This window comes from Collinsella sp. D33t1_170424_A12, assembly GCF_015554865.1.
Classification (GTDB): domain Bacteria; phylum Actinomycetota; class Coriobacteriia; order Coriobacteriales; family Coriobacteriaceae; genus Collinsella.
Map to the genome: position 1 here is coordinate 1 of NZ_JADNJJ010000174.1, position 18,826 is coordinate 18,826.

The following is an 18,826-nucleotide window of genomic DNA, read 5'->3' on the forward strand; positions in this document are numbered from 1 at the left end:
GAGGGGACCGAACCTACTTCACAACCAGAATGTCGCAGTCCGTGTTCCGCAGCAGGAACGTGGAGATCGACCCCAGCAGCGCGTACTTGATGGATGACAGCCCGCGTGCGCCGCACAGCACGAGGTCCGGCTGGATCACGTCGAGCATCTCGTCCTTGAGCGTCTCGCGGATGCGTCCAGCGCGGATGACGACTTCGACCTCGGGGATGTCCGGGTTGGCCTCGGCTTCGGCCACCTGGTCCGCGATGGAGCTGCGGAAGGCGGTTTCCAGGCCGTTGACCAGGTCGACGGGGTAGGAACCGGCGGATTCGAGCGCGGTCGAGTCGATGACGTGGCCGATGACGAGTTTCGCGTTGTTGTTCGCCGCGACCTTGATGGCGCGTGCCAGCACGAAGTCTTGCTGCTCGGTGCCGTCGAGCGAGACAAAGATCTTGGAATACCCTTCGTTCATAAGATCCTCCTGTCAACCGGTGGCCTGCGAGCGTTTGCTGGTCACCAACGTTTGCTGACGCTTTACCTAGCTAAACATATACCCATATGTTGCATGGGAACCTCTCTATTCCGTGAACGAATCCGCATTTTTCTTGCAGCGGCTCCGCCTGGGCGATAATGAATGACACGTTCAAACATATTGTGCGGGTCCGCATCGCTGGGTATTCGGGCGCGCCGTCGATTGGAGGCGCCGATGGACATCGTCGAGCTGCTTAAGTCTGCGTTCCTCGGCTTGGTCGAGGGCATCACGGAGTGGTTGCCCATCTCGTCGACCGGCCACATGATCTTGGTCGACGAGTTCATCAAGCTCAACGTGACCGAGGAATTCTGGAACATGTTCCTGGTCGTCATTCAGCTGGGCGCCATCCTGGCGGTGTGCGTGCTGTTCTTCCGCGATCTCATCCCCTTCGGTTTCGGCAAGGACCGTGAGGAGCGCCGCAGCACTTGGAGCCTGTGGGGCAAGATCATCGTGGGCTGCCTCCCCGCGGCGATCATCGGTATCCCGCTCGACGATTTCATGGAAGAGCATCTTTACAGCTCGACGGTCGTCGTCGCCGCGCTCATCGTGTACGGCATCGCGTTCATCCTCATCGAGAACTGGCGCGCGAAGAAGCTCGCGGCGCGCCTCGCCTCTGGTCGGCCTGCTCCGGGTGCTCGCCCCGCCGGCGCGCATTTTGCGGCGTCCCCTGCCGTCGCCGACGCCACGCCCGAAAGCGACTTCGGTTCCATCACCTCGCTGGACGACCTGTCGTATAAGACCGCGCTGGGCATCGGCTGCTTCCAGGTGCTCTCGCTTATCCCCGGAACCTCGCGCTCCGGTTCCACCATCATCGGCGGCCTGCTGCTGGGCACCACGCGTTCCGTTGCGGCCAAGTTCACGTTCTTCCTGGCTATCCCCGTCATGTTCGGCGCTAGCTTTCTCAAGCTCGTGAAGTTCTTCCTCAAGGGCGGCGTGTTCGACCCCAGCGGTCTGGCCATCCTCGGCGTGGGCTGCGCCGTGGCCTTCATCGTGTCGCTGCTCGCCATCAAGTGGCTCATGGGCTTCGTCCGCCGTCACGATTTCAAGGTGTTCGGCGTCTACCGTATCGTGCTGGGCGTGATCGTGCTGGCATATTTCTTCGGCATCGCGCCGGCGCTCGGGTTGGCGTAGGCGCTCTTCATACGGGAAAGCGCGAACGAGCGCGCGGGGCCGCAGGACGTAAGGTGCCTGCGGCCCCGCTGCGTTTGGGAGTCTTTTACAGCGTGTAGCTGCTGTTATACTTTTACGAGTGTTTTCCATACGAGGAACATAATGTGCCTGCGTTCTGCTATGGTGAAGCAGTTTTTTGTTCGCCATAGAAGGGTAACGCATGGACAAATTCTTCAAGTTCACGGAGCGTGGCTCCAGCCTGGGCACAGAGGTCCGCGCTGGTATCACCACGTTCCTCGCGATGGCATACATCATCGCGGTCAACCCCGCGCTGCTCTCGGCGGCCGGCATCCCGGTCTCCGCAGCCGTCACCTCCACCTGCTTTGCCGCGGGTATCATGACCATCCTCATGGGCCTGTTCTCCAACCGTCCGCTCGCCTGCGCCTCCGGCATGGGCATCAACGCGGTCGTGGCGTTCTCGCTCACCGCTGCCGCCGGCGGCGACTGGAAGGTTGCCATGGCCGTCATCCTGCTCGAGGGCCTGGTTATCCTGGCGCTCGTGCTGTGCGGCCTTCGCGAGGCCATCATGGACGCCGTGCCCGTTTCGCTGCGCCACGCCATCGCCGTGGGCCTGGGCATCTTCATCGCCCTGCTCGGCCTTATCAACGGCGGCATCGTGGTGAACGATGAAGCCACCCTCATCACCTTCGGCTCGGTGTACGACCCGGTCTTCCTCGTCGGCATGATCTCCGTCGTGGTCACCTTCATGCTCTATGTGTTCAAGATCAAGGGCTATATCCTGTGGGGCATCATCATCGCTGCCGTCGTGGGCATTCCCCTGGGCGTCACCGCCCTGCCCGAGGGCATCGTCTCCATGCCCGATTTCACCACGTTCGGCGCACCCTTCCAGCAGGCTGCCGATGGTTCCGGCATGGCTATCGTCAAGGTGTTCGTGAACCCCACGCTGCTGGTGTTCGTCTTCTCCATCATGCTTTCCGACTTCTTCGATACCATGGGCACCGCCGTGGCCGTGGGCAAGCAGGGCGACTTCCTCGATGAGGACGGCAACGTCAAGGACATCCGTCCGATCCTGATCGTGGACTCGCTGGCCGCGTCCGTGGGCGGCCTGCTGGGCGCTTCTTCCTGCACCACCTTCGTCGAGTCCTCCGCCGGCGCCGCCGACGGCGGCCGCACCGGCCTGTCCTCCATCGTGACCGGCATCATCTTCCTGCTCGCTGCGTTCTTCTCGCCGCTGGTGGGCATGATCGCCGCGCCCGCGACCTGTGGCGCGCTGGTCATGGTTGGCTTCCTGATGATGAACGTCGTGGCGGACATCGACTTCACCAACCCGCTCGACGGCATCCCCGCCTTCATGACCATCATCGGCATCCCGCTGACCTACTCGATCTCCATCGGTATCGGCTTGGGCTTCCTCACCTACACCGTGATGGCCGCCTGCACCGGTAACATCAAGAAGATCAAGCCGCTCACCTGGGTGGTCGACATCGCCTTCATCATCTCGTTCATGATCGCCTAGCAAGCGCGAACAACGAGTTGCACTCCGTGCCCTGGCACGCCCTTCTACGGCGTGCCAGGGCTTCTTTTGCGATAATGGGCGCTATAGTTTCGTTTGGTTGATTATCATTCGCTTGATCGCTGCAGATAATATACAGAATTCTCTATACAACACTATTTCGTAAGCAATTCGTAAAGTGTTATTCGCGTAGACGCCATTGGGACTCTACTGTGATAAAGTGACCTCACTCGATAATGATTGGAGGTCAGATTGATTCGCTATCTTGAAAGCAATCTCTTAAGAGACAGGGGCATATGGATAGGCGTGGTGATTCTATGCGTAATTGGACTTATGCCGTTTCTTCTTGCTACTCCGACGAGCAATTATAATTTTTCGCCAGAGCGCTTTAAAATGGAGCAGCAGATCCTATCGGATGGGATGCTTGCGGGCGCATATGATACTGCTCCCTCTGGTCTGCAGGAGCTGCTTGGGCGTGAATCCGAGGCGTACGGTAGGATTTTGGCGCAAAGTCCAGGGTCTGTTCTGTATTACAAGGCTGTAGACGACCTGGAGGGGCTCCAGGCTGAAGAGCGTGGTGCGGGGTATCTTGTCGGCGACGATGGCGTGGGCGATTTCTGTGCCTCTATTGCTGGGCGCCTTTCGGATTTGAGAGAGCCTGGGTTGTTTGCCTCGGCTCGAGAGCTACCTGCAGCGTATTACCTTTCTTTCTTGTTTTCACAAGTGCCGTCACCGGTCTTCTTTTGTCTTGCATTTTTGGTTTGCTGGAAGAGTCGGTCGGTTTGGATGTCTACATCCATTCTGTTTCGATCTCCAATTCCGGCAGGCAGGCGGTATTTCACATACCTCTTGCTATCGATAGGGAATTCTGTCGTTTTGTATAGCGCGGTCTTCTTCATCATCTGCCTTCCCGCGTTGGCGTATAACGGAATCGGCTACCTTGAGTACCCGGTGGCTCTGCTCCAGGGCGGCGGGGTGACCGAGAGTACCGTCGGACTCTCTCTTGCTCAATCGTTTACGTCAGTTTTGCTGGTCTCCAGTTTGAGCGCGGCTCTGATGGGCCTATTTCTCAGGTGCGATGGCTGGGCTTTTGTCTCCCTCCTTATTCTTGGAGGTTTTTCTTTGCTTCCAATGACCCCTCTTTTCTTTGGTCTTGGAGATGCGGCGATGGGGGCATTTTATTCTTCTCCTCTTGCTGTGTTTGATTTCAATCGAGTGTTCGGCGGCTTTTCGTATGTTGCTGATATCGAGAATGCTCACATCTTGATCGACTCGGATTTGATCTTGCTTACCGCCTGCACGCTTGTGATTGCATGTGTTCTGCTTGGGGTGGTTGTATGCGCTGCATATAAGGGGGGTCGTAGAAATGCTGCTACTTGAGGATGTTTCCATTAAGCGAGGCGGTCATTCTTGTCATGTGGAGAAGCTTCATTTGAAACCAGGTACCGCTCTTGGGCTTGTAGGTCCAAATGGATCGGGTAAAACAACCTTCATGAACGCGCTCGTCGCCGCCCCGGGAATTCGGGTTTGCGGGAAAGTCGAAGCCGATGGGGCTGTTTACGGAAGCTATTCGGGCTATCTCGCTCATTTCTTTTACTCCGCAGGAACCGGACGCGATTTATACCGAAGGTTGACCGTGCGGGAGACTCTGGAGCTGGTTCGCTCTGCCTGGAAATCGCATTTCAATGTTGATAATACGCTGCAGCTGTTCCACATGGAAGCATACTCCAACAAAAGAGTCGAGGCTCTTTCGCAGGGACAGGAGCAGATTCTCTACCTGTCTCTAGCATGGATATCAGATGCGCCGTACGTGCTGCTTGATGAGCCGATGAATGCACTGGATCCCATTCGATCTCGGCTCGCATGTCGGATCGTTCTCGATTTAAAGCGGTTGGGGAAAGGCGTGATCATTTCATCGCACATCATGAGCGATATCGATGCACTATGCGATTCTGTTGCTTTTCTAGTGGATGGCGAACTCCGCCTAGAGGAGGTGACGGACAGCAGGGAGCGCTATCTACAGCTGTACTCGTAGATGACAATCATCTTTCTATGGAAGAAGCGACAACCTAAGGGTGGTGGATGGAATGACAACATCTTTGTGTGGAAGCTGGAGATTGATGCTGCTTGGGCTTGCAGTCATAGGCGCCGTTTCGGCACCTATGCAGTCGTTTGCAGCGGATAAGGAAGGCGTTGCACCTAATCAGTCAGCATATGCGATGCAGGCCGATGTGGAAGATACGTTTATGATGCGGGAATGTACCTATGCAGGGGTGCACAATCGTCCGAAATACAACGTGACATATCGTACGTTGCGGTTCCCCACCTCGTATGCAAAGGTGGGCCAGAGAGTGATTAGCAGCTATATGGATGTATGTGGCGGTGGCCCCGGTCATCAGGCGGAGTATCTTAAGATTCAGTATCAGTATAGGACGTGGTAGCAATGGTCAGGATGCCAGGGGTTTTCAAGCTGAGCTGGCCGGTGCTTGTTGTTGCCTTAACTGCCGTTGTCGCGATGACTCCAGCGCAGGCACATGCTAAGGACCCGGTGGATTCGAGGGTTTATGCGATGACTGCCGAGGTGACTGATACCTACAAATCGTTTTACCCCGAATCCGGCAACGCGTCTCAGATCGTCGATAAATATGACGTTCAGTACAAGCGTCTTTCCTTCAAGAATTCGTATGCATTTACAGGGGCCAAACGATATGCCTCCCAGCGCGGAACGGGCCCCAAGGGAGGATGGGGAACTGTATCGTCTTGGAAGTGCGAGTACAGGGTCTGGTGAGCGGGCTCGGTGGGACCTGGGCGATATAGCCTGTCGCACGCATCTTCTGAAATGAGAGCTCTTGCAGACGGGATGGCTGTCAACGGACGGTCATCCCGTATTATTTCAAAAGAGTAGAAATGCATCGCGACCGTAGGTGTCGCCACGAAGGAGGGAAGACTGTGAACATCCAGATCTTCGGGACCAAGAAGAGTTTCGACACCAAGAAGGCGCAGCGCTGGTTCAAGGAGCGCCGCATCACGTTCCAGTTCATCGACCTTAAGGAGAAGGGGATGAGCAAAGGCGAGCTCGAGAGCGTGATGCGCTGCGTGGGCGGCATCGACGGCGTGCTTGATGCAGGTGCCAAGGACCAAGACACCGTGGCGCTCATCACCTACCTGGCCGAGAGCCAGAAGTTCGAGAAGCTGCTGGAGAACCAACAGGTGCTGCGCGAGCCCATCGTGCGCAATGGGCGGCAGGCCACCGTGGGTTACCAGCCCGATGTGTGGGGCGGCTGGGAGTAGCTCGCAAGTTGGACGCATGCGGGAGCTGTGACGAACGGGCGCGGTGCGCGAGACGACGGGCGCGCGGGCATAACGTTGGCGCGGGAGCCGTCAGGAGCCGGCGCGCTGTTGGGCGCGAGGGATGCGCTGTCGCGGCAAACTTACGGAGGCGCGCCGTGTGCGGCATGGTGCCGAGCCAGCGCGGCGGAGGCGGGCCGCGTGGGAAAACGGTAGGCGCGCCCGCGTGCGGCGGACGCGTCGGTACGGCTCGGTATACTAAGTGGGTTCAAATGAGGGGTCTGCTCGCATGCGGGCGGGCCGCGTGAATGAGTCCAAGGAGTGTCCATGCCTCGCCAGCCGTATCCGTGGGAGAAGAATATGAGTGCCCAGCAGGGCGAAGCCGAGCAGCCGACGCGCCCCGCGTATCCGTGGGAGAAGGCCTCGCCTGCGTCGCCGTCGCGTCCTGCTGCCGCCCCGGCGCCCCGGGCGGTTCAGGGCTCGCTGTTCGGCGATGCAGCGCCCTCGCCGACGCCCGAGCCGCTGCCATGGCAGACGGCGGCCCCCGCGCCTGCGGCGGCTCCGGCGCCGTTACCGTGGGAGGCGCCCGCGCCCGTGCCGGCGGCCCCGGAGCCCGACCTCGTGCCGCTCGATGCCTATGGCGCCGCCCCCGAGGCGGCGGAGGCGCCCGCGCCGCGCCCGCGCCCGCAGCTGCCGAAGGTCGATATCGACTCGCTCAACCCCGCGCAGCGCGAGGCCGTTACCACCACCGAGGGCCCGCTGCTGGTGCTCGCCGGCGCCGGCTCCGGCAAGACGCGCGTGCTCACCTTCCGCATCGCGCATATGATCGCCGACCTGGGCGTGCGCCCCTGGCAGATCCTCGCCATCACCTTCACCAACAAGGCCGCTGCCGAGATGCGCGAGCGCCTGGGCGCCCTTCTACCCGACGCCACGCGCGGCATGTGGGTGTGCACCTTCCATGCCATGTGCGTCCGCATCCTGCGCGAGGACGCGGACCTGCTGGGCTACTCCGGGCAGTTCACCATCTACGATGATGACGATTCCCGCCGCATGGTGCGCGAGATCATGCAGGGCCTCGACATCGACCAGAAGAACTTCCCCATCAACATGATTCGCGGCAAGATCTCTGCCGCCAAGAACGCCATGGTGGGCCCCGAGGAGATGCTCGAGCGCGCCGACGATCCCAAGGAGCGCAAGGCCGCCCAGGTCTACCTGGAGCTGGAGCGCCGCCTGCGCGCCGCCAACGCCATGGACTTCGACGACCTGCTCGTGCGCACGCTCGAGCTGTTCCGCACGCGCCCCGAGGTACTGGAGAAGTACCAGGAGCGGTTCCGCTACATCAGCGTCGACGAGTACCAGGACACCAACCACGTCCAGTACGAGATCGCCAACCTGCTTGCCGCCAAGTACCAAAACCTCATGGTCGTGGGCGACGACGACCAGTCCATCTACAGCTGGCGCGGCGCCGACATCTCCAACATCCTCGATTTCGAGAAGGACTTCTCTCAGGCCAAGGTGGTCAAGCTCGAGCAGAACTACCGCTCTACCGGGCACATCCTCAACGCGGCGAACGCCGTGGTGCGCAACAACTCGCGCCGCAAGGACAAGCGCCTCTTCACGGCGCTGGGCGACGGCGAGAAGATCCAGGCGTACCAGGCCGGTGACGAGCGCGACGAGGGCCGCTGGATCGCGGGCGAGATCGACAAGCAGCACGACGCGGGCGTGAGCTACGACGACATGGCCGTGTTCTACCGCACCAACGCGCAGTCGCGCGTGCTGGAAGATATGTTCCTGCGCGCCGGCGTGCCGTATAAGATCGTGGGCGGCACGCGATTCTTCGACCGCGCCGAGATTCGCGACGTGATGGCCTATCTCAAGATGATCGTGAACCCGGCGGACGAGATGAGCGTGAAGCGCGTGATCAACACGCCGCGCCGCGGCATCGGTTCCAGCTCCATCGAGAAGATCGAGCAGCTTGCGGCCGAGAACGGATGCTCGTTCTTCCAGGCCTGCGAGCTCGCGTGCGCCGAGACCGGGCGCTTCACGGCCAAGGTGCGCAACGCCCTGGGCGCCTTCGTGAACATCGTGCGCGAGGGGCGCCGCATGGACGGCGAACTCAAAGACGTGGTGGATGCCATCGTCGATCGTTCCGGTCTCATCCAGGCGTTTCGCGCCGAGGGTACCATGGAGGCCGAGGGCCGCATGGAGAACATCCAGGAATTCCTGGGCGTTGCGGCGGAATTCGAAGAGACGCACGACGACATCGAGGGTACGCTGGAGAGCTTGGCCGAGCTGCGTGCCGCGGGCCTGGCCGACGTGCCGGAGGACGTTCCCGCAGGTGCGGTTGGCGCGGTGAGTGCTGCGGCGCTGCCCGCGGGCGCCGGCATGCCGCTCAACGCCGCCCTGGCATCGGCGGGCTCCGCGCTCGGGGGCGTACCGGCCGATTCCGCCATGGAGCCGGCGGGCGAGGGGCCCAATGCGGCCGTTATCGCCGCGGCCGAGATCGAGCGCACGTACGGACCGCTGGCGTGCAAGGCGCTGCCGGCGCTGCTCGAGTGGCTGGCGCTTCGTAGCGACCTCGACTCCCTTGCCGGCGACTCGCATGCCATCACCATGATGACCGTGCACTCGGCCAAGGGCCTGGAGTTCCCCGTGGTCTTCGTGGCGGGCATGGAGGAGAGCATCTTTCCGCATGTGGGCGGGTTCGGGGGAGACGACGATCCGGGCAAGCTCGAGGAGGAGCGTCGCCTGGCCTACGTCGCTATCACGCGTGCGCGCAAGCGCCTGTTCCTCACCTACGCGGCGACGCGCCGTACCTACGGTTCGACGCAGGCGAATCCGCGTTCGCGCTTCATCAACGAGATCCCCGCCGAGGACATCGAGTTCTCCGGCGTGGGCTCGGCCGGCTTCGAGGGCGTGGGCTGGGAGAAGCGCGGCGATCGGCGCGGAACCTACGGTTCCGGCACCGGCAACGAGTACGGTGGCAGCGTCTTTGGCTCGTATACGCGCTCGACCGGTCGTACGCAGCGCCGCACGGGCGTGAGTCCCGATGCCGGGCGCAAACCCGCGACCTTCGGGTCGGGCTCCGGCGCCGCGCGGCCGCGCAAGGCTGCCGCCACGCCCGCGGTCGAGCAGCGTCGACCCGATGCGGCGAAGGCTGCCGAGACCTTCGCGCCGGGCGACCACGTGAGCCATAAGACGTTCGGTCCGGGTACGGTCGTGTCGGCATCCGGCGACATGATCGAGGTGCAGTTCGAGAAAAGCGGGCAGACGAAGAAGCTTATGAAGGGGTTCGCACCCATCGTCAAACTCTAGGGCGGCTTCCCCGGGCACCGCATCTCGGCTTTCAAGCGGGGGACGCGCCACCCTAAGGTGCGCCCCCGCTTTCGGACCGATCCGCGGCACCTAGGAAACCTGCTGGCGTTACGGGTGGGCGGTTTTTGATACCGTTTGTAGAGCCAGTAGAGCCTTTCGCCGAAAATGTGCATTGCTATTTACTTTATACCAATAACGTAAATTGGATTACCTATGTGAACGCTGCGTCCTGGAGGGTGGGGCGGTGAGGTGTTCGCAGATTGGAGTAAGGCATGCACATGTCTGGAAAGGGCGCGCGTTTCTCGCTGACGCGCATGGTCGCTGCGGTTGCAGTGGCTGTGGCGTTCGCGCTGCTCGCCGTTCCGCTCGGGGTGGCCTACGCGGCTGACACCGTAGCGGACACGTTGGGCGTGAACCACGTGCGCACGGCCACGATGGCGGCAAGCGCTTCCGAGGCGCCGACGCTCGGTGCCGAGAAGGCCAACGATGGAAGCAAGGAGAAGGCTTCCCGTTGGTCCAGCGGTACCCAGGTGCCCGCCAAGGACGACAAGACGTTCCTTTCGGCAACGTTCAAGGCCCCGACGCTCATCAAGCGCGTCGAGGTGACGTTCGAGAACCGCGACGTCGACATCAAGCCCAGCAACGTTAAGGGCTTCGAGCTGCAGTATCAGGATGCGAACAGCTCCGAGTGGAAGACCGCCCAGGTTGTGAGCAACAAGACCAGCGGCTCGACCGGCGGCTTCGCCACCGAGGTCACCGTCGACCTCAAGACCGCTATTACGGCCAAGGCTATCCGTCTGACCAAGTTCGATGTTGCTGCCGGTTCCACCGAGTGGAACGGCGTGTCCGTCGTCGAGCTCGAGGCGTATTCCAACGAGAAGCTCGATATCGAGGAGACTGCCGACGTCAACCACGTTCGTAAGTCCACGATGTCCGCAAGCGGCCAGGAGGCCCCGACCCTCACCCCCGACAAGGCGGGCGACGGCGACAAGGGCACCCGTTGGTCCAGCGGCGAGCAGAAGCCCGGCAAGGACGAGCGCACCTATCTGGTCTCCACGTTCGAGAAGGCCACCAAGGTCCGCTTCTTCAAGGTTCAGTTCGAGGATCGCGGCTCCAACCCCGTTGCCCCCAGCAACGTGAAGGCCTTCGACATCCAGTACAAGGCTCCCGGTAGCGATGCCTGGACGAAGCTCCAGACCGTTACCAATAAGAAGAGCGGCGAGGGCTACACCCCCAACGTCGACGTCTTGCTGAGCGAGGACGTCGTCGCGACGGCCGTCCGTCTGACCAATTTCGATATCGCTGCGGGCACGAGCCCGTGGAACGGCGTGTCCGTCGTCGAGCTCGAGGCGTACTCGAACGATCGCACCGCCGTAAAGACGCTCGACCAGGTCGTATCCGAGATCGCCAACAACGTGACCGTTGAGGCCGATGCCGCGCAGCTGCCGAAGCCCGTCGTTCCCGAGGGCTTCACCGTCGCGCTGAACGGCTGCGATTTCGAGCAGGTCGTCGCTGCGGACCGCACCGTCGTGCATCCGCTCACCGACAAGGACGTCAAGATCTCCTGGACCGTTACGGAGACCAAGACCGGCGCCAAGAAGACCACGGGCGACCTCAACTACGTGATCAAGGGCAAGAATACCCAGGCCGAGGGCAAGAACGCCCGTCCCGTGGTGGTCCCCGAGATCCAGGAGTGGTTCTCCAACTCCACCGCCAAGGTTGCGCTGAGCAAGCTCACCAAGGTGACCTACCAGGCTGACGAGCTCAAGGCCGTTGTCGAGGAGTTCGTTGCCGACTACAAGGACTTCACCGGCACCGAGCTCAAGGTCGTGAAGGGTGCCGCCCAGGCCGGCGCCTTCAACTTCACCTTCGGCGCGCCCGAGGGCGATAAGATCCTCGGCGACGAGGGCTACACGATGGACATCCAGGCCGACCGCATCAACGTGCAGTCGCAGTCCGTCACCGGCAACATGTACGGCATGCAGACCATCCTGCAGATGACCAAGACCGAGACCGATGGCTTCCCCGTCGGCCAGATGCGCGATTATCCGCGCTTCCCGATCCGTGGTTTCATGTGGGACATCGCGCGCAAGCCCATCTCGCTCGAAATGGTCGAGATGACCGCCCGCACCATGCGTTACTACAAGATGAACGACTTCCAGCTTCATCTGTCCGACAACCTGATCTTCCTGGAGAACTACAAGTCCGACGACGAGGCTCTGGAGAAGGCGTACGCTGCGTTCCGTCTGGAGAGCAGCGTGAAGAACGAGAAGACCGGCGAGACCGCTACGGCGAAGGACTACTTCATCACCAAGGATGAGATGCGTTCCTTCATCAAGACGCAGCGCTCCTACGGCATGAACATCGTTCCCGAGATCGATATGCCCGCGCACGCCGTCGCGTTCACGCGTGCATTCCCCGAGCTCGCCGTTATGGACGCGACGGTCACCACGCGTCCTGCCGACCGTTGGGCCGTCGACCACCTGGATCTTCGCAACCCGAAGACCATGCCTTTCATCAAGAGCATCTTCGACGATTACACCACGGGCGATAACGAGGTCTTCGACGACGAGACCGTCGTGCACATCGGTGCCGACGAGTTCATCATCCCCAACGGCCGTCCGGTGTACTGCGAGTTCTACAACGACCTCGTTCCGCACCTGCAGGCTAACGGCAACACGCCGCGCGTGTGGGGCAGCTTCGACAGCTCCTGGCTCGCGGGCGGCGGCACCGAGCCGGCCGACGGCTCCGTGCTGTGCACCGGTGTCCAGATGGATATCTGGTCGCTTGGCTGGGCTAACCCCATCCGTATGCACCAGAAGGGCTTCTCGCTCATCAACATCCTGGATAGCTACGGCTACATGGTTCCCAACGGCGGCGGCAACCGCGGCGCCTATGGTGACTACCTGAACACGAAGAGCCTCTACAAGAGCTTCGATCCCAACAACTTCGGCGGTAGGGTCCTCCCCGCCAGCGATCCGAAGATCCTGGGTGCCGAGTTCGCCATCTGGAACGACAACATCGATACCAACGCCTGCGGTCTCACCGAGGCCGACGAGTACGCGCGCTTCTTCGATGCGATGCCGGTCTACGCCGAGAACAACTGGGCTCCCACCGGTCAGGAGAAGGGTGCCGGCGACGAGGGCTTCAACAAGCTGTACGAGATCGTCGAGGCCACCGGCGATGCTCCGCGCGTGAACCCCTACAGCAAGGTGTCCAAGAAGGGTGACACCTACGCCGAGTACACCTTCGAGAACGGTCTGAAGGATTCCAGCCAGAACGGCCGCAACCTCACCGAGGGCGCCAAGGCACAGGTCAAGAAGGGCGAGCTCGTCCTCGAGGGCGGCGCTTCCTACGTGACCTCCCCGATCCAGAAGATCGCCACCGGCACCGAGCTGTCCTTCGACATCACGCTCGATGAGCCCGCCTGCCCCGGCGACGTCCTCTTCGAGGCCGACGCCCCGTACGGCACCCTCGACATCCGCGTGATGGACAACGGCAAGCTCGGCTTCACCCGCGAGCTGTACGATTACTACTTCGATTACAAGCTCCCGGTGGGCAAGAAGGTCAGCATCATGCTGCGCGCCGAGACCCAGAAGACGACGCTCTTCGTTGACGGCGAGAAGGTCGGCACCGCAACCGGTCGCTTCTTCGATCACGACATGGTGAAGAAGGACGGCATCGAGCACGCCACCCTGACCATGCCGCTCGAGCGCATCGGCTCCAAGGAGAACGGCATCGCCGCTCGCATCGACAACGTCGTGGTGAAGCCTGCTCAGGCTGAAGAGGCTGTCGACCAGTACAACAAGGCTGCCTGGAAGGGCAAGACCAACTCCCAGACCCTCACGGGCGAGAGCGCTGGCGGCCACATCGAGCATGCGTTCGACAACAATGCGTCTACGATCTGGCATTCCAACTGGAAGGCCGCCACGAGCGATAACGTCAACGGCAGCCTGAAGGTCACGCCCATGATCTGGGCCGAGATCGACTTCGGCAAGGGTTATGAGATCAACCAGTTCTCGTTCACCCCGCGCCAGGACGGCACCGGCAGCGGTCGCATCACCAAGGCCAGCCTGTTCCTCAAGAAGTCTGCTGACGGCGAGTTCGAGAAGGTCGCTACCGATCAGGTCTTCGCAAATGATTCCAAGAAGAAGGTCTTCACGTTCGACACCCAGAAGGTATACGGCGTGAGGCTCGAGATCACCGATGCCAACGAGCACGGTAACAACAAGTACGTTGCCGTCTCCGAGTTCGATATCGCCAACAAGCCGGTTCCCACCAACACCGTCTACGTTGCCGCTAACAGCTACGCTGCGGCCGAGGACGGCACGCTCGATCTTGCCACCGGCAAGCCCGTCGACGGCGTCGTGACCGGCACCGGCAAGGACCTGGACGATTCCAAGTCCGTGTACCGCGCCGAGGTCAAGGCCGGCAGCGAGCTCACCATGACCGCGAAGCCCGGCGAGAAGCTGGAGTTCGTGGGCTGGTTCGCTCCGTGCTCCGATGAGCCCGTGTCCGAGGACCTGGCCTACAAGGTTCCCACCGCCTACAACGTTGCGCTCGAGGCCCGCTTCAAGCGCGTCGACGGCGGCGTGACCCCCGAGCCCAAGCCCGAGACGTTCACCGTGACGTTCAAGGCCGACGGCAAGGTCGTCGAGACCCAGACGGTCGAGGAGGGCAAGGTCGCTACCAAGCCCGCAACCGATCCGGTGAAGGACGGCTACACGTTCGTGGCCTGGCAGCTCGACGGCAAGGACTTCGACTTCTCCACCAAGGTGACCTCCGACCTGGAGCTCGTCGCCAAGTTCCAGAAGAACGAGGATCCGAAGCCTCCGGTCGACCCCGACAAGCCGGTGAACCCGGACAAGCCCGAGAACCCGGACAAGCCCGCCAAGCCCGGTAAGCCCGACGGCGGCAACAAGGGTGACTCGCTCGTCCAGACCGGCGACGCCTCCATGGCCATCGCAGCCCTCTCCATGCTGGGCGGCAGCGGCCTGCTGGCAGCTGGCTATGCGCGCGCTCGTCGCCGCAAGTAAGCCCAGCGCCTAGGCGCCGTGCTTATATAAAGCAATAGGGATGGAGCCCTCGGGTTCCATCCCTATTTTTATGGCTCGCGGCCCTGCGAACATCTCCTGTATGAGAATCCGCCTCGTGGTCGCCCAACATGGCGGCGATGCGAAAACGAGCCGCGCCCGCATCGCGATGACGACGTGCGGGCGCGGCTCGTATAGTCCCGCGCGAATGGCCGGGGCGTTATCGAAGCGGGCGGGCGTTGCGGGCCTTACAGATCGTCGACGAGCGCCGTCGACTTTGCGTAGGCGGTCGACTTCGCCTCGAAGAAATCGGTCTTCACCATGTTAGCGTTGCTGTACTGCGAGACCCAGGCCATATCGGCGGGCTCGCGCTGGTTGTCGTCGAAGAGGTAGCCGTACCCCAGCGAGCTCCAGCGCAGGTTGCCCAGGTAGCGGATGTAGTCCGTTACCATCTGCTTGGTGAGGCCGCGGATGTGGTCGCCGATGACGTAGTGGCCCCACGCGATCTCCTGGCGCACGCCCTCCTCGAGCATGGCGCGCAGCTCGGCGACCGCCTCGTCGGTGAAGAGCCGGGGCTCCTCCTTCTGCAGCTCCAGGATGATGCTGCGGAAGAGCCAGAGGTGCGTGTTCTCGTCGCGGTTGATATAGCGGATCTCCTGCGCGCTACCGGGCATTTTGCCCATGCGCGCGAGGTTGTAGAAGAACATGAAGCCCGAGTAGAAGTACACGCCCTCCAGGATGTAGTTGGCCATGAGGACCTTGAGCAGCGTGGCGCCGTCCTTCTTCTGCTGGAACTCGTTGTAGCGCTCGCCGATGAAGGTGTTGCGCGCGAGCAGGCGCTCGTCGGTCTTCCATTGATAGAGGATGGAGTTGCGCTGTTCGGGGCTGCAGATGGTGTCGAGCATGTAGCTGTAGCTCTGGCTGTGCACGCACTCCTGGAACGCTTGGATGTGCAGGCAGAGGTTCACCTCGTTGGCGGTGACGTACTCGCTGATGTTGGGCAGGTTGGCCGTCTGCAGCGAGTCGAGGAACACCAGGAACGACAGGATCTTGTCGTATGCCGCGCGCTCGTCGGGCGACAGGTTGGGGTAGTCCTTCACGTCCTGCATGAGGTTGATTTCCTCAGGGATCCAGAAGTTGTTCATGGCCTGGCGGTACCAGCTGGAGACCCAGGGGTACTTGAGGTTGTTGAAGTCGTTGAGGTTGGTGGTGTCGCCGCCGATCATGCGGCGCGCGGCGACGTCGGTGGGTCCGTCGGGGTTGAAGAGTGGCTTGGGCACGAGCCCGGCTGCGGGGTCGATGGACATGGGTCCTCCTTCTGCGTGCGGTGCGGTCTGATGGCGCGAGGGCTAGCTGGAGCAGCTCTCGCACTCCTCGACCTCGAGGGACTTGCTGCGTACATAGTAGATGGTCTTCACGCCGCGCCGCCATGCCTCCAGGTAGAGGTCGAGCACCTGGCGCATGGTGTAGTCGTTGGTGATGTAGAGGTTCATCGACTGGGCCTGGTCGATGTGGCGCTGGCGAACGCCGGCGGCGCGGATGCTCCACGTCTGGTCGATGTGGTGCGCGGGCTTGTAGTACCAGTAGGTGGCGGGGGAGAGTTCGGGCGCCACGCGCGGCAGCATGCTGCCCTTCTTCTCCTCGAGGAAGAACTTGCGCATGACGGGATCGATGCCGGCGGTGGTGCCCGATAGGATCGAGGTCGAGCTGGTGGGGGCGACCGCCAGCAGGTAGCCGTTGCGCATGCCCTGCTCGTGGACGCGCGCCGCCAGGGCGCCCCATGCCTCGCCCGTGTAACCGCGCTTCTCGAAGTACGCGCCGGTGTCCCAGTCGCTGCCCTCGAAGAGCTGGTAGGCGCCGCGCTCGGCGGCCAGGTCGCACGAGGCCTCGATCGCGAAGCGGTTGATATCCTCGAAGACGCGGTCGACGAACTCCAGATGCGCGTCGCTCTCCCAGGCGATGCCGTTGACGGCGAGCATATGGTGGTAGCCCGAGACGCCCAGGCCGATGGCGCGATAGCGCTTGGTGGTGATCTCGGCGTACGGGAGCATGTAGTAGTTGAGGTCGATCACGTTGTCCAGCGCGCGCACCACGGTGCGGACGGTCTCGCGCAGCTTGGGCGCATCCGCCACGGGCAGGCGGCCGAGCGACAGGCTCGCCAGGTTGCACACGACGAAGTCGCCGGGGCGCGTGGTCTTGACCACGACGGTGTCGCCGTCCTCGGTGCGCACCTCGCACGAGACCTCCTCGATGGGGCTCATGTTCTGCGCGATCTCGGTGCAGAGGTTCGAGCAGTAGATGATTCCCGCCTGGGGGTTGGGGTTCGCGTGGTTCACGGCGTCGCGGTTGAAGGTGAAGGGCGTGCCGGTCTCGACGGCGCTCTTCAGGATGAGGCGGACGACGTCCTTGATCGAGAGCGTGCGCTTGGGTATGCGCGGGTCGGCCACGCAATCGAGGTAGCGGCGCTCCCACTCCTCTCCGTAGTAGTCCTCGAGCGCGTAGCCCTTCACGGTGAGGATGTCGTGCGGGCACATGAGGTGCCAGGATTGGTCGAGGTCCTCGTCGGCCATGCGCCAGAAGAGGTCGGGATAGCAGATGGCGGGGAAGACGTCGTGCGCCTTCATGCGGTCGTCGCCGTTGTTGGTGCGCAGCTGCAGGAACTCGGGCAGGTCGCGGTGCCAGGCGTCGAGGTAGACGGCGACGGCTCCCTGGCGCATGCCGAGCTGGTCCACGGCGACGGCGGTGTCGTTGATGACGCGGATCCAGCGGATCACGCCGCCGGCGACGCCGGAGAACCCGCGGATCGAGCCGCCGGTCGCGCGGACCTTGCCGAGGTACATGCCCATGCCGCCGCCGTACTTGGAGACCTGGGCGAAGTTGTCGACGCTGCGGTAGATGCCGGCGAGGCTGTCGGGCACGGTGTCGATGAAGCAGCTGGAGAGCTGGTGGTAGGGCTTGCGGGCGTTGGAGAGCGTGGGCGTGGCCATGGTGACCTCGAGGCGCGATAGCATGTCGTAGAAGCGGCGCACCCATCCCAGGCGGTCGACCGGCTCGCGCATGGCCAGGTGCAGCGCGATGCCCAGGTACATCTCCTGCGGGCTCTCGAGCACCTCGTGGTCGTGCGAGCGAACGGTGTAGCGCTTGAGTACGAGGTCGAGGCCGGCGTAGGTGAACAGCTCGTCACGGGAGTCGTCGATGAACCCTGCCGCCTCGTCGATCTCGGCGCGCGCGTAGCTCTCGAGGATATACGAGCCGTAGAGGCCCTCGTCGGTGAGGAAGCGGATCTTGTCGTACAGCGACGCCAGGCCCCGGCGCGCCTCGGCGCGGCTGAGCGCGCGGTGCGCGGAGAATGCGAGCAGCCGTCCGGCGATGAGCTCCCAGCGCGGCGCCTCCTGGCAGGTGAGCTCGACGGCGGCCTTGGTGAGGGCGTCGAGCCGGTCCTCGATGGACATGCCCGGCTTCGCGAACGACTGGAAGCGATGGTCGAGCTGGTCGAGGCTGTAGGCGGGTTCGGGGAAGTCGCGGGCGATGCGCTCCAGGACGGGCTCGAGTCCGGAGTCGCCGGCCGCGCGGGCGATCCCCGCCCGCAGCCCGCGCTGCTCGGCGCGCTCGTGGCGGTAGAGGATGTAGGCTTTTGCGACGTCGTAGTAGCCCTGTTCCATCAGCGTGCGCTCGACGAGGTCCTGGATCTCCTCCACGCTGCGCGCCCCGGTGCGCCCCATGGCGTCCTCGACGGAGGAGAGCAACTCGTCGAGCTGCTCGTCGGCAGCCTGCTGGTCGATGTCAGCGAAGGCGCGCTGCATGGCTACGCGGATCTTGCTGCCGTCGTAGCTCTCGACGCGGCCGTCGCGCTTCGTTATCTGCGCGGCACGCGGTCCGGTTGCGGTGGATGCGGTTTGCTGCATGCGCGTGGTTCCTTTCAGGCGTATTGGTTCGATTCGTTTCATGTGGCTAACTATGCTACCAAAACTATCTCATTTATAGGACGCGAAACGGCGGGCGATGGTCCCTTCTTATTAACAACGGGGGTCATCG

At 62.3% G+C, this 18,826-nt stretch carries 10 protein-coding genes; 7 read left to right on the top strand and 3 right to left on the bottom strand.

All coding sequences use genetic code 11. The features are described from left to right. Positions 1-13: 13 nt before the first annotated feature. Positions 14-451 (bottom strand): universal stress protein, encoded by a 438-nt coding sequence (locus I2E26_RS07400; RefSeq protein WP_147588456.1) that lies wholly within the window; start codon positions 449-451, stop codon positions 14-16. Positions 452-685: 234 nt separating this feature from the next. On the opposite strand from I2E26_RS07400, the gene I2E26_RS07405 reads away from it, so the two are divergent. From I2E26_RS07405 to I2E26_RS07435, 7 genes are all read left to right on the top strand, one after another. Next, the gene (locus tag I2E26_RS07405; protein WP_195420223.1) at positions 686-1,642 is read left to right on the top strand and encodes an undecaprenyl-diphosphate phosphatase; all 957 of its coding nucleotides are present in this window, start codon (positions 686-688) and stop codon (positions 1,640-1,642) included. A gap of 199 nt (positions 1,643-1,841) precedes the next feature. Beyond that, positions 1,842-3,158 (top strand): NCS2 family permease, encoded by a 1,317-nt coding sequence (locus I2E26_RS07410; RefSeq protein WP_147588458.1) that lies wholly within the window; start codon positions 1,842-1,844, stop codon positions 3,156-3,158. Between the two features lie 249 nt (positions 3,159-3,407). Further along, a complete protein-coding gene (locus I2E26_RS07415; RefSeq protein WP_195420224.1) occupies positions 3,408-4,535 on the top strand; it encodes a hypothetical protein in 1,128 nt (375 codons plus the stop codon). Continuing rightward, a complete protein-coding gene (locus I2E26_RS07420; RefSeq protein ID WP_195420225.1) occupies positions 4,522-5,190 on the top strand; it encodes an ATP-binding cassette domain-containing protein in 669 nt (222 codons plus the stop codon). The genes I2E26_RS07415 and I2E26_RS07420 overlap by 14 nt, the downstream gene beginning before the upstream one ends. A 914-nt stretch (positions 5,191-6,104) precedes the next feature. Further along, positions 6,105-6,446 (top strand): arsenate reductase family protein, encoded by a 342-nt coding sequence (locus I2E26_RS07425; protein WP_147588461.1) that lies wholly within the window; start codon positions 6,105-6,107, stop codon positions 6,444-6,446. A gap of 324 nt (positions 6,447-6,770) precedes the next feature. Continuing rightward, positions 6,771-9,758 carry an ATP-dependent helicase gene (locus I2E26_RS07430; RefSeq protein ID WP_229056488.1) on the top strand — a complete coding sequence of 996 codons (2,988 nt, stop codon included), beginning with the start codon at positions 6,771-6,773 and terminating at the stop codon, positions 9,756-9,758. Positions 9,759-10,036: 278 nt separating this feature from the next. Next, positions 10,037-14,794 (top strand): discoidin domain-containing protein, encoded by a 4,758-nt coding sequence (locus I2E26_RS07435; protein WP_195420226.1) that lies wholly within the window; start codon positions 10,037-10,039, stop codon positions 14,792-14,794. 245 nt (positions 14,795-15,039) lie between these two features. On the opposite strand, the gene I2E26_RS07440 is transcribed toward I2E26_RS07435, so the two are convergent. Together I2E26_RS07440 and I2E26_RS07445 are read right to left on the bottom strand one after the other, a co-directional pair. Beyond that, on the bottom strand, positions 15,040-16,098 hold the full coding sequence (locus I2E26_RS07440) for a ribonucleotide-diphosphate reductase subunit beta (protein ID WP_195420227.1): 1,059 nt from the start codon (positions 16,096-16,098) through the stop codon (positions 15,040-15,042). 42 nt (positions 16,099-16,140) lie between these two features. Beyond that, positions 16,141-18,696 (bottom strand): ribonucleoside-diphosphate reductase subunit alpha, encoded by a 2,556-nt coding sequence (locus I2E26_RS07445; RefSeq protein WP_195420228.1) that lies wholly within the window; start codon positions 18,694-18,696, stop codon positions 16,141-16,143. Positions 18,697-18,826: the final 130 nt, after the last annotated feature.

Bases quoted from the DNA above. Each gene is read 5' to 3' on its own strand.
- I2E26_RS07400 (WP_147588456.1), bottom strand. From the start codon at position 451: ATGAACGAAGGGTATTCCAAGATCTTTGTCTCGCTCGACGGCACCGAG.
- I2E26_RS07405 (WP_195420223.1), top strand. From the start codon at position 686: ATGGACATCGTCGAGCTGCTTAAGTCTGCGTTCCTCGGCTTGGTCGAG.
- I2E26_RS07410 (WP_147588458.1), top strand. From the start codon at position 1,842: ATGGACAAATTCTTCAAGTTCACGGAGCGTGGCTCCAGCCTGGGCACA.
- I2E26_RS07420 (WP_195420225.1), top strand. From the start codon at position 4,522: ATGCTGCTACTTGAGGATGTTTCCATTAAGCGAGGCGGTCATTCTTGT.
- I2E26_RS07430 (WP_229056488.1), top strand. From the start codon at position 6,771: ATGCCTCGCCAGCCGTATCCGTGGGAGAAGAATATGAGTGCCCAGCAG.
- I2E26_RS07435 (WP_195420226.1), top strand. From the start codon at position 10,037: ATGTCTGGAAAGGGCGCGCGTTTCTCGCTGACGCGCATGGTCGCTGCG.
- I2E26_RS07440 (WP_195420227.1), bottom strand. From the start codon at position 16,098: ATGTCCATCGACCCCGCAGCCGGGCTCGTGCCCAAGCCACTCTTCAAC.
- I2E26_RS07445 (WP_195420228.1), bottom strand. From the start codon at position 18,696: ATGCAGCAAACCGCATCCACCGCAACCGGACCGCGTGCCGCGCAGATA.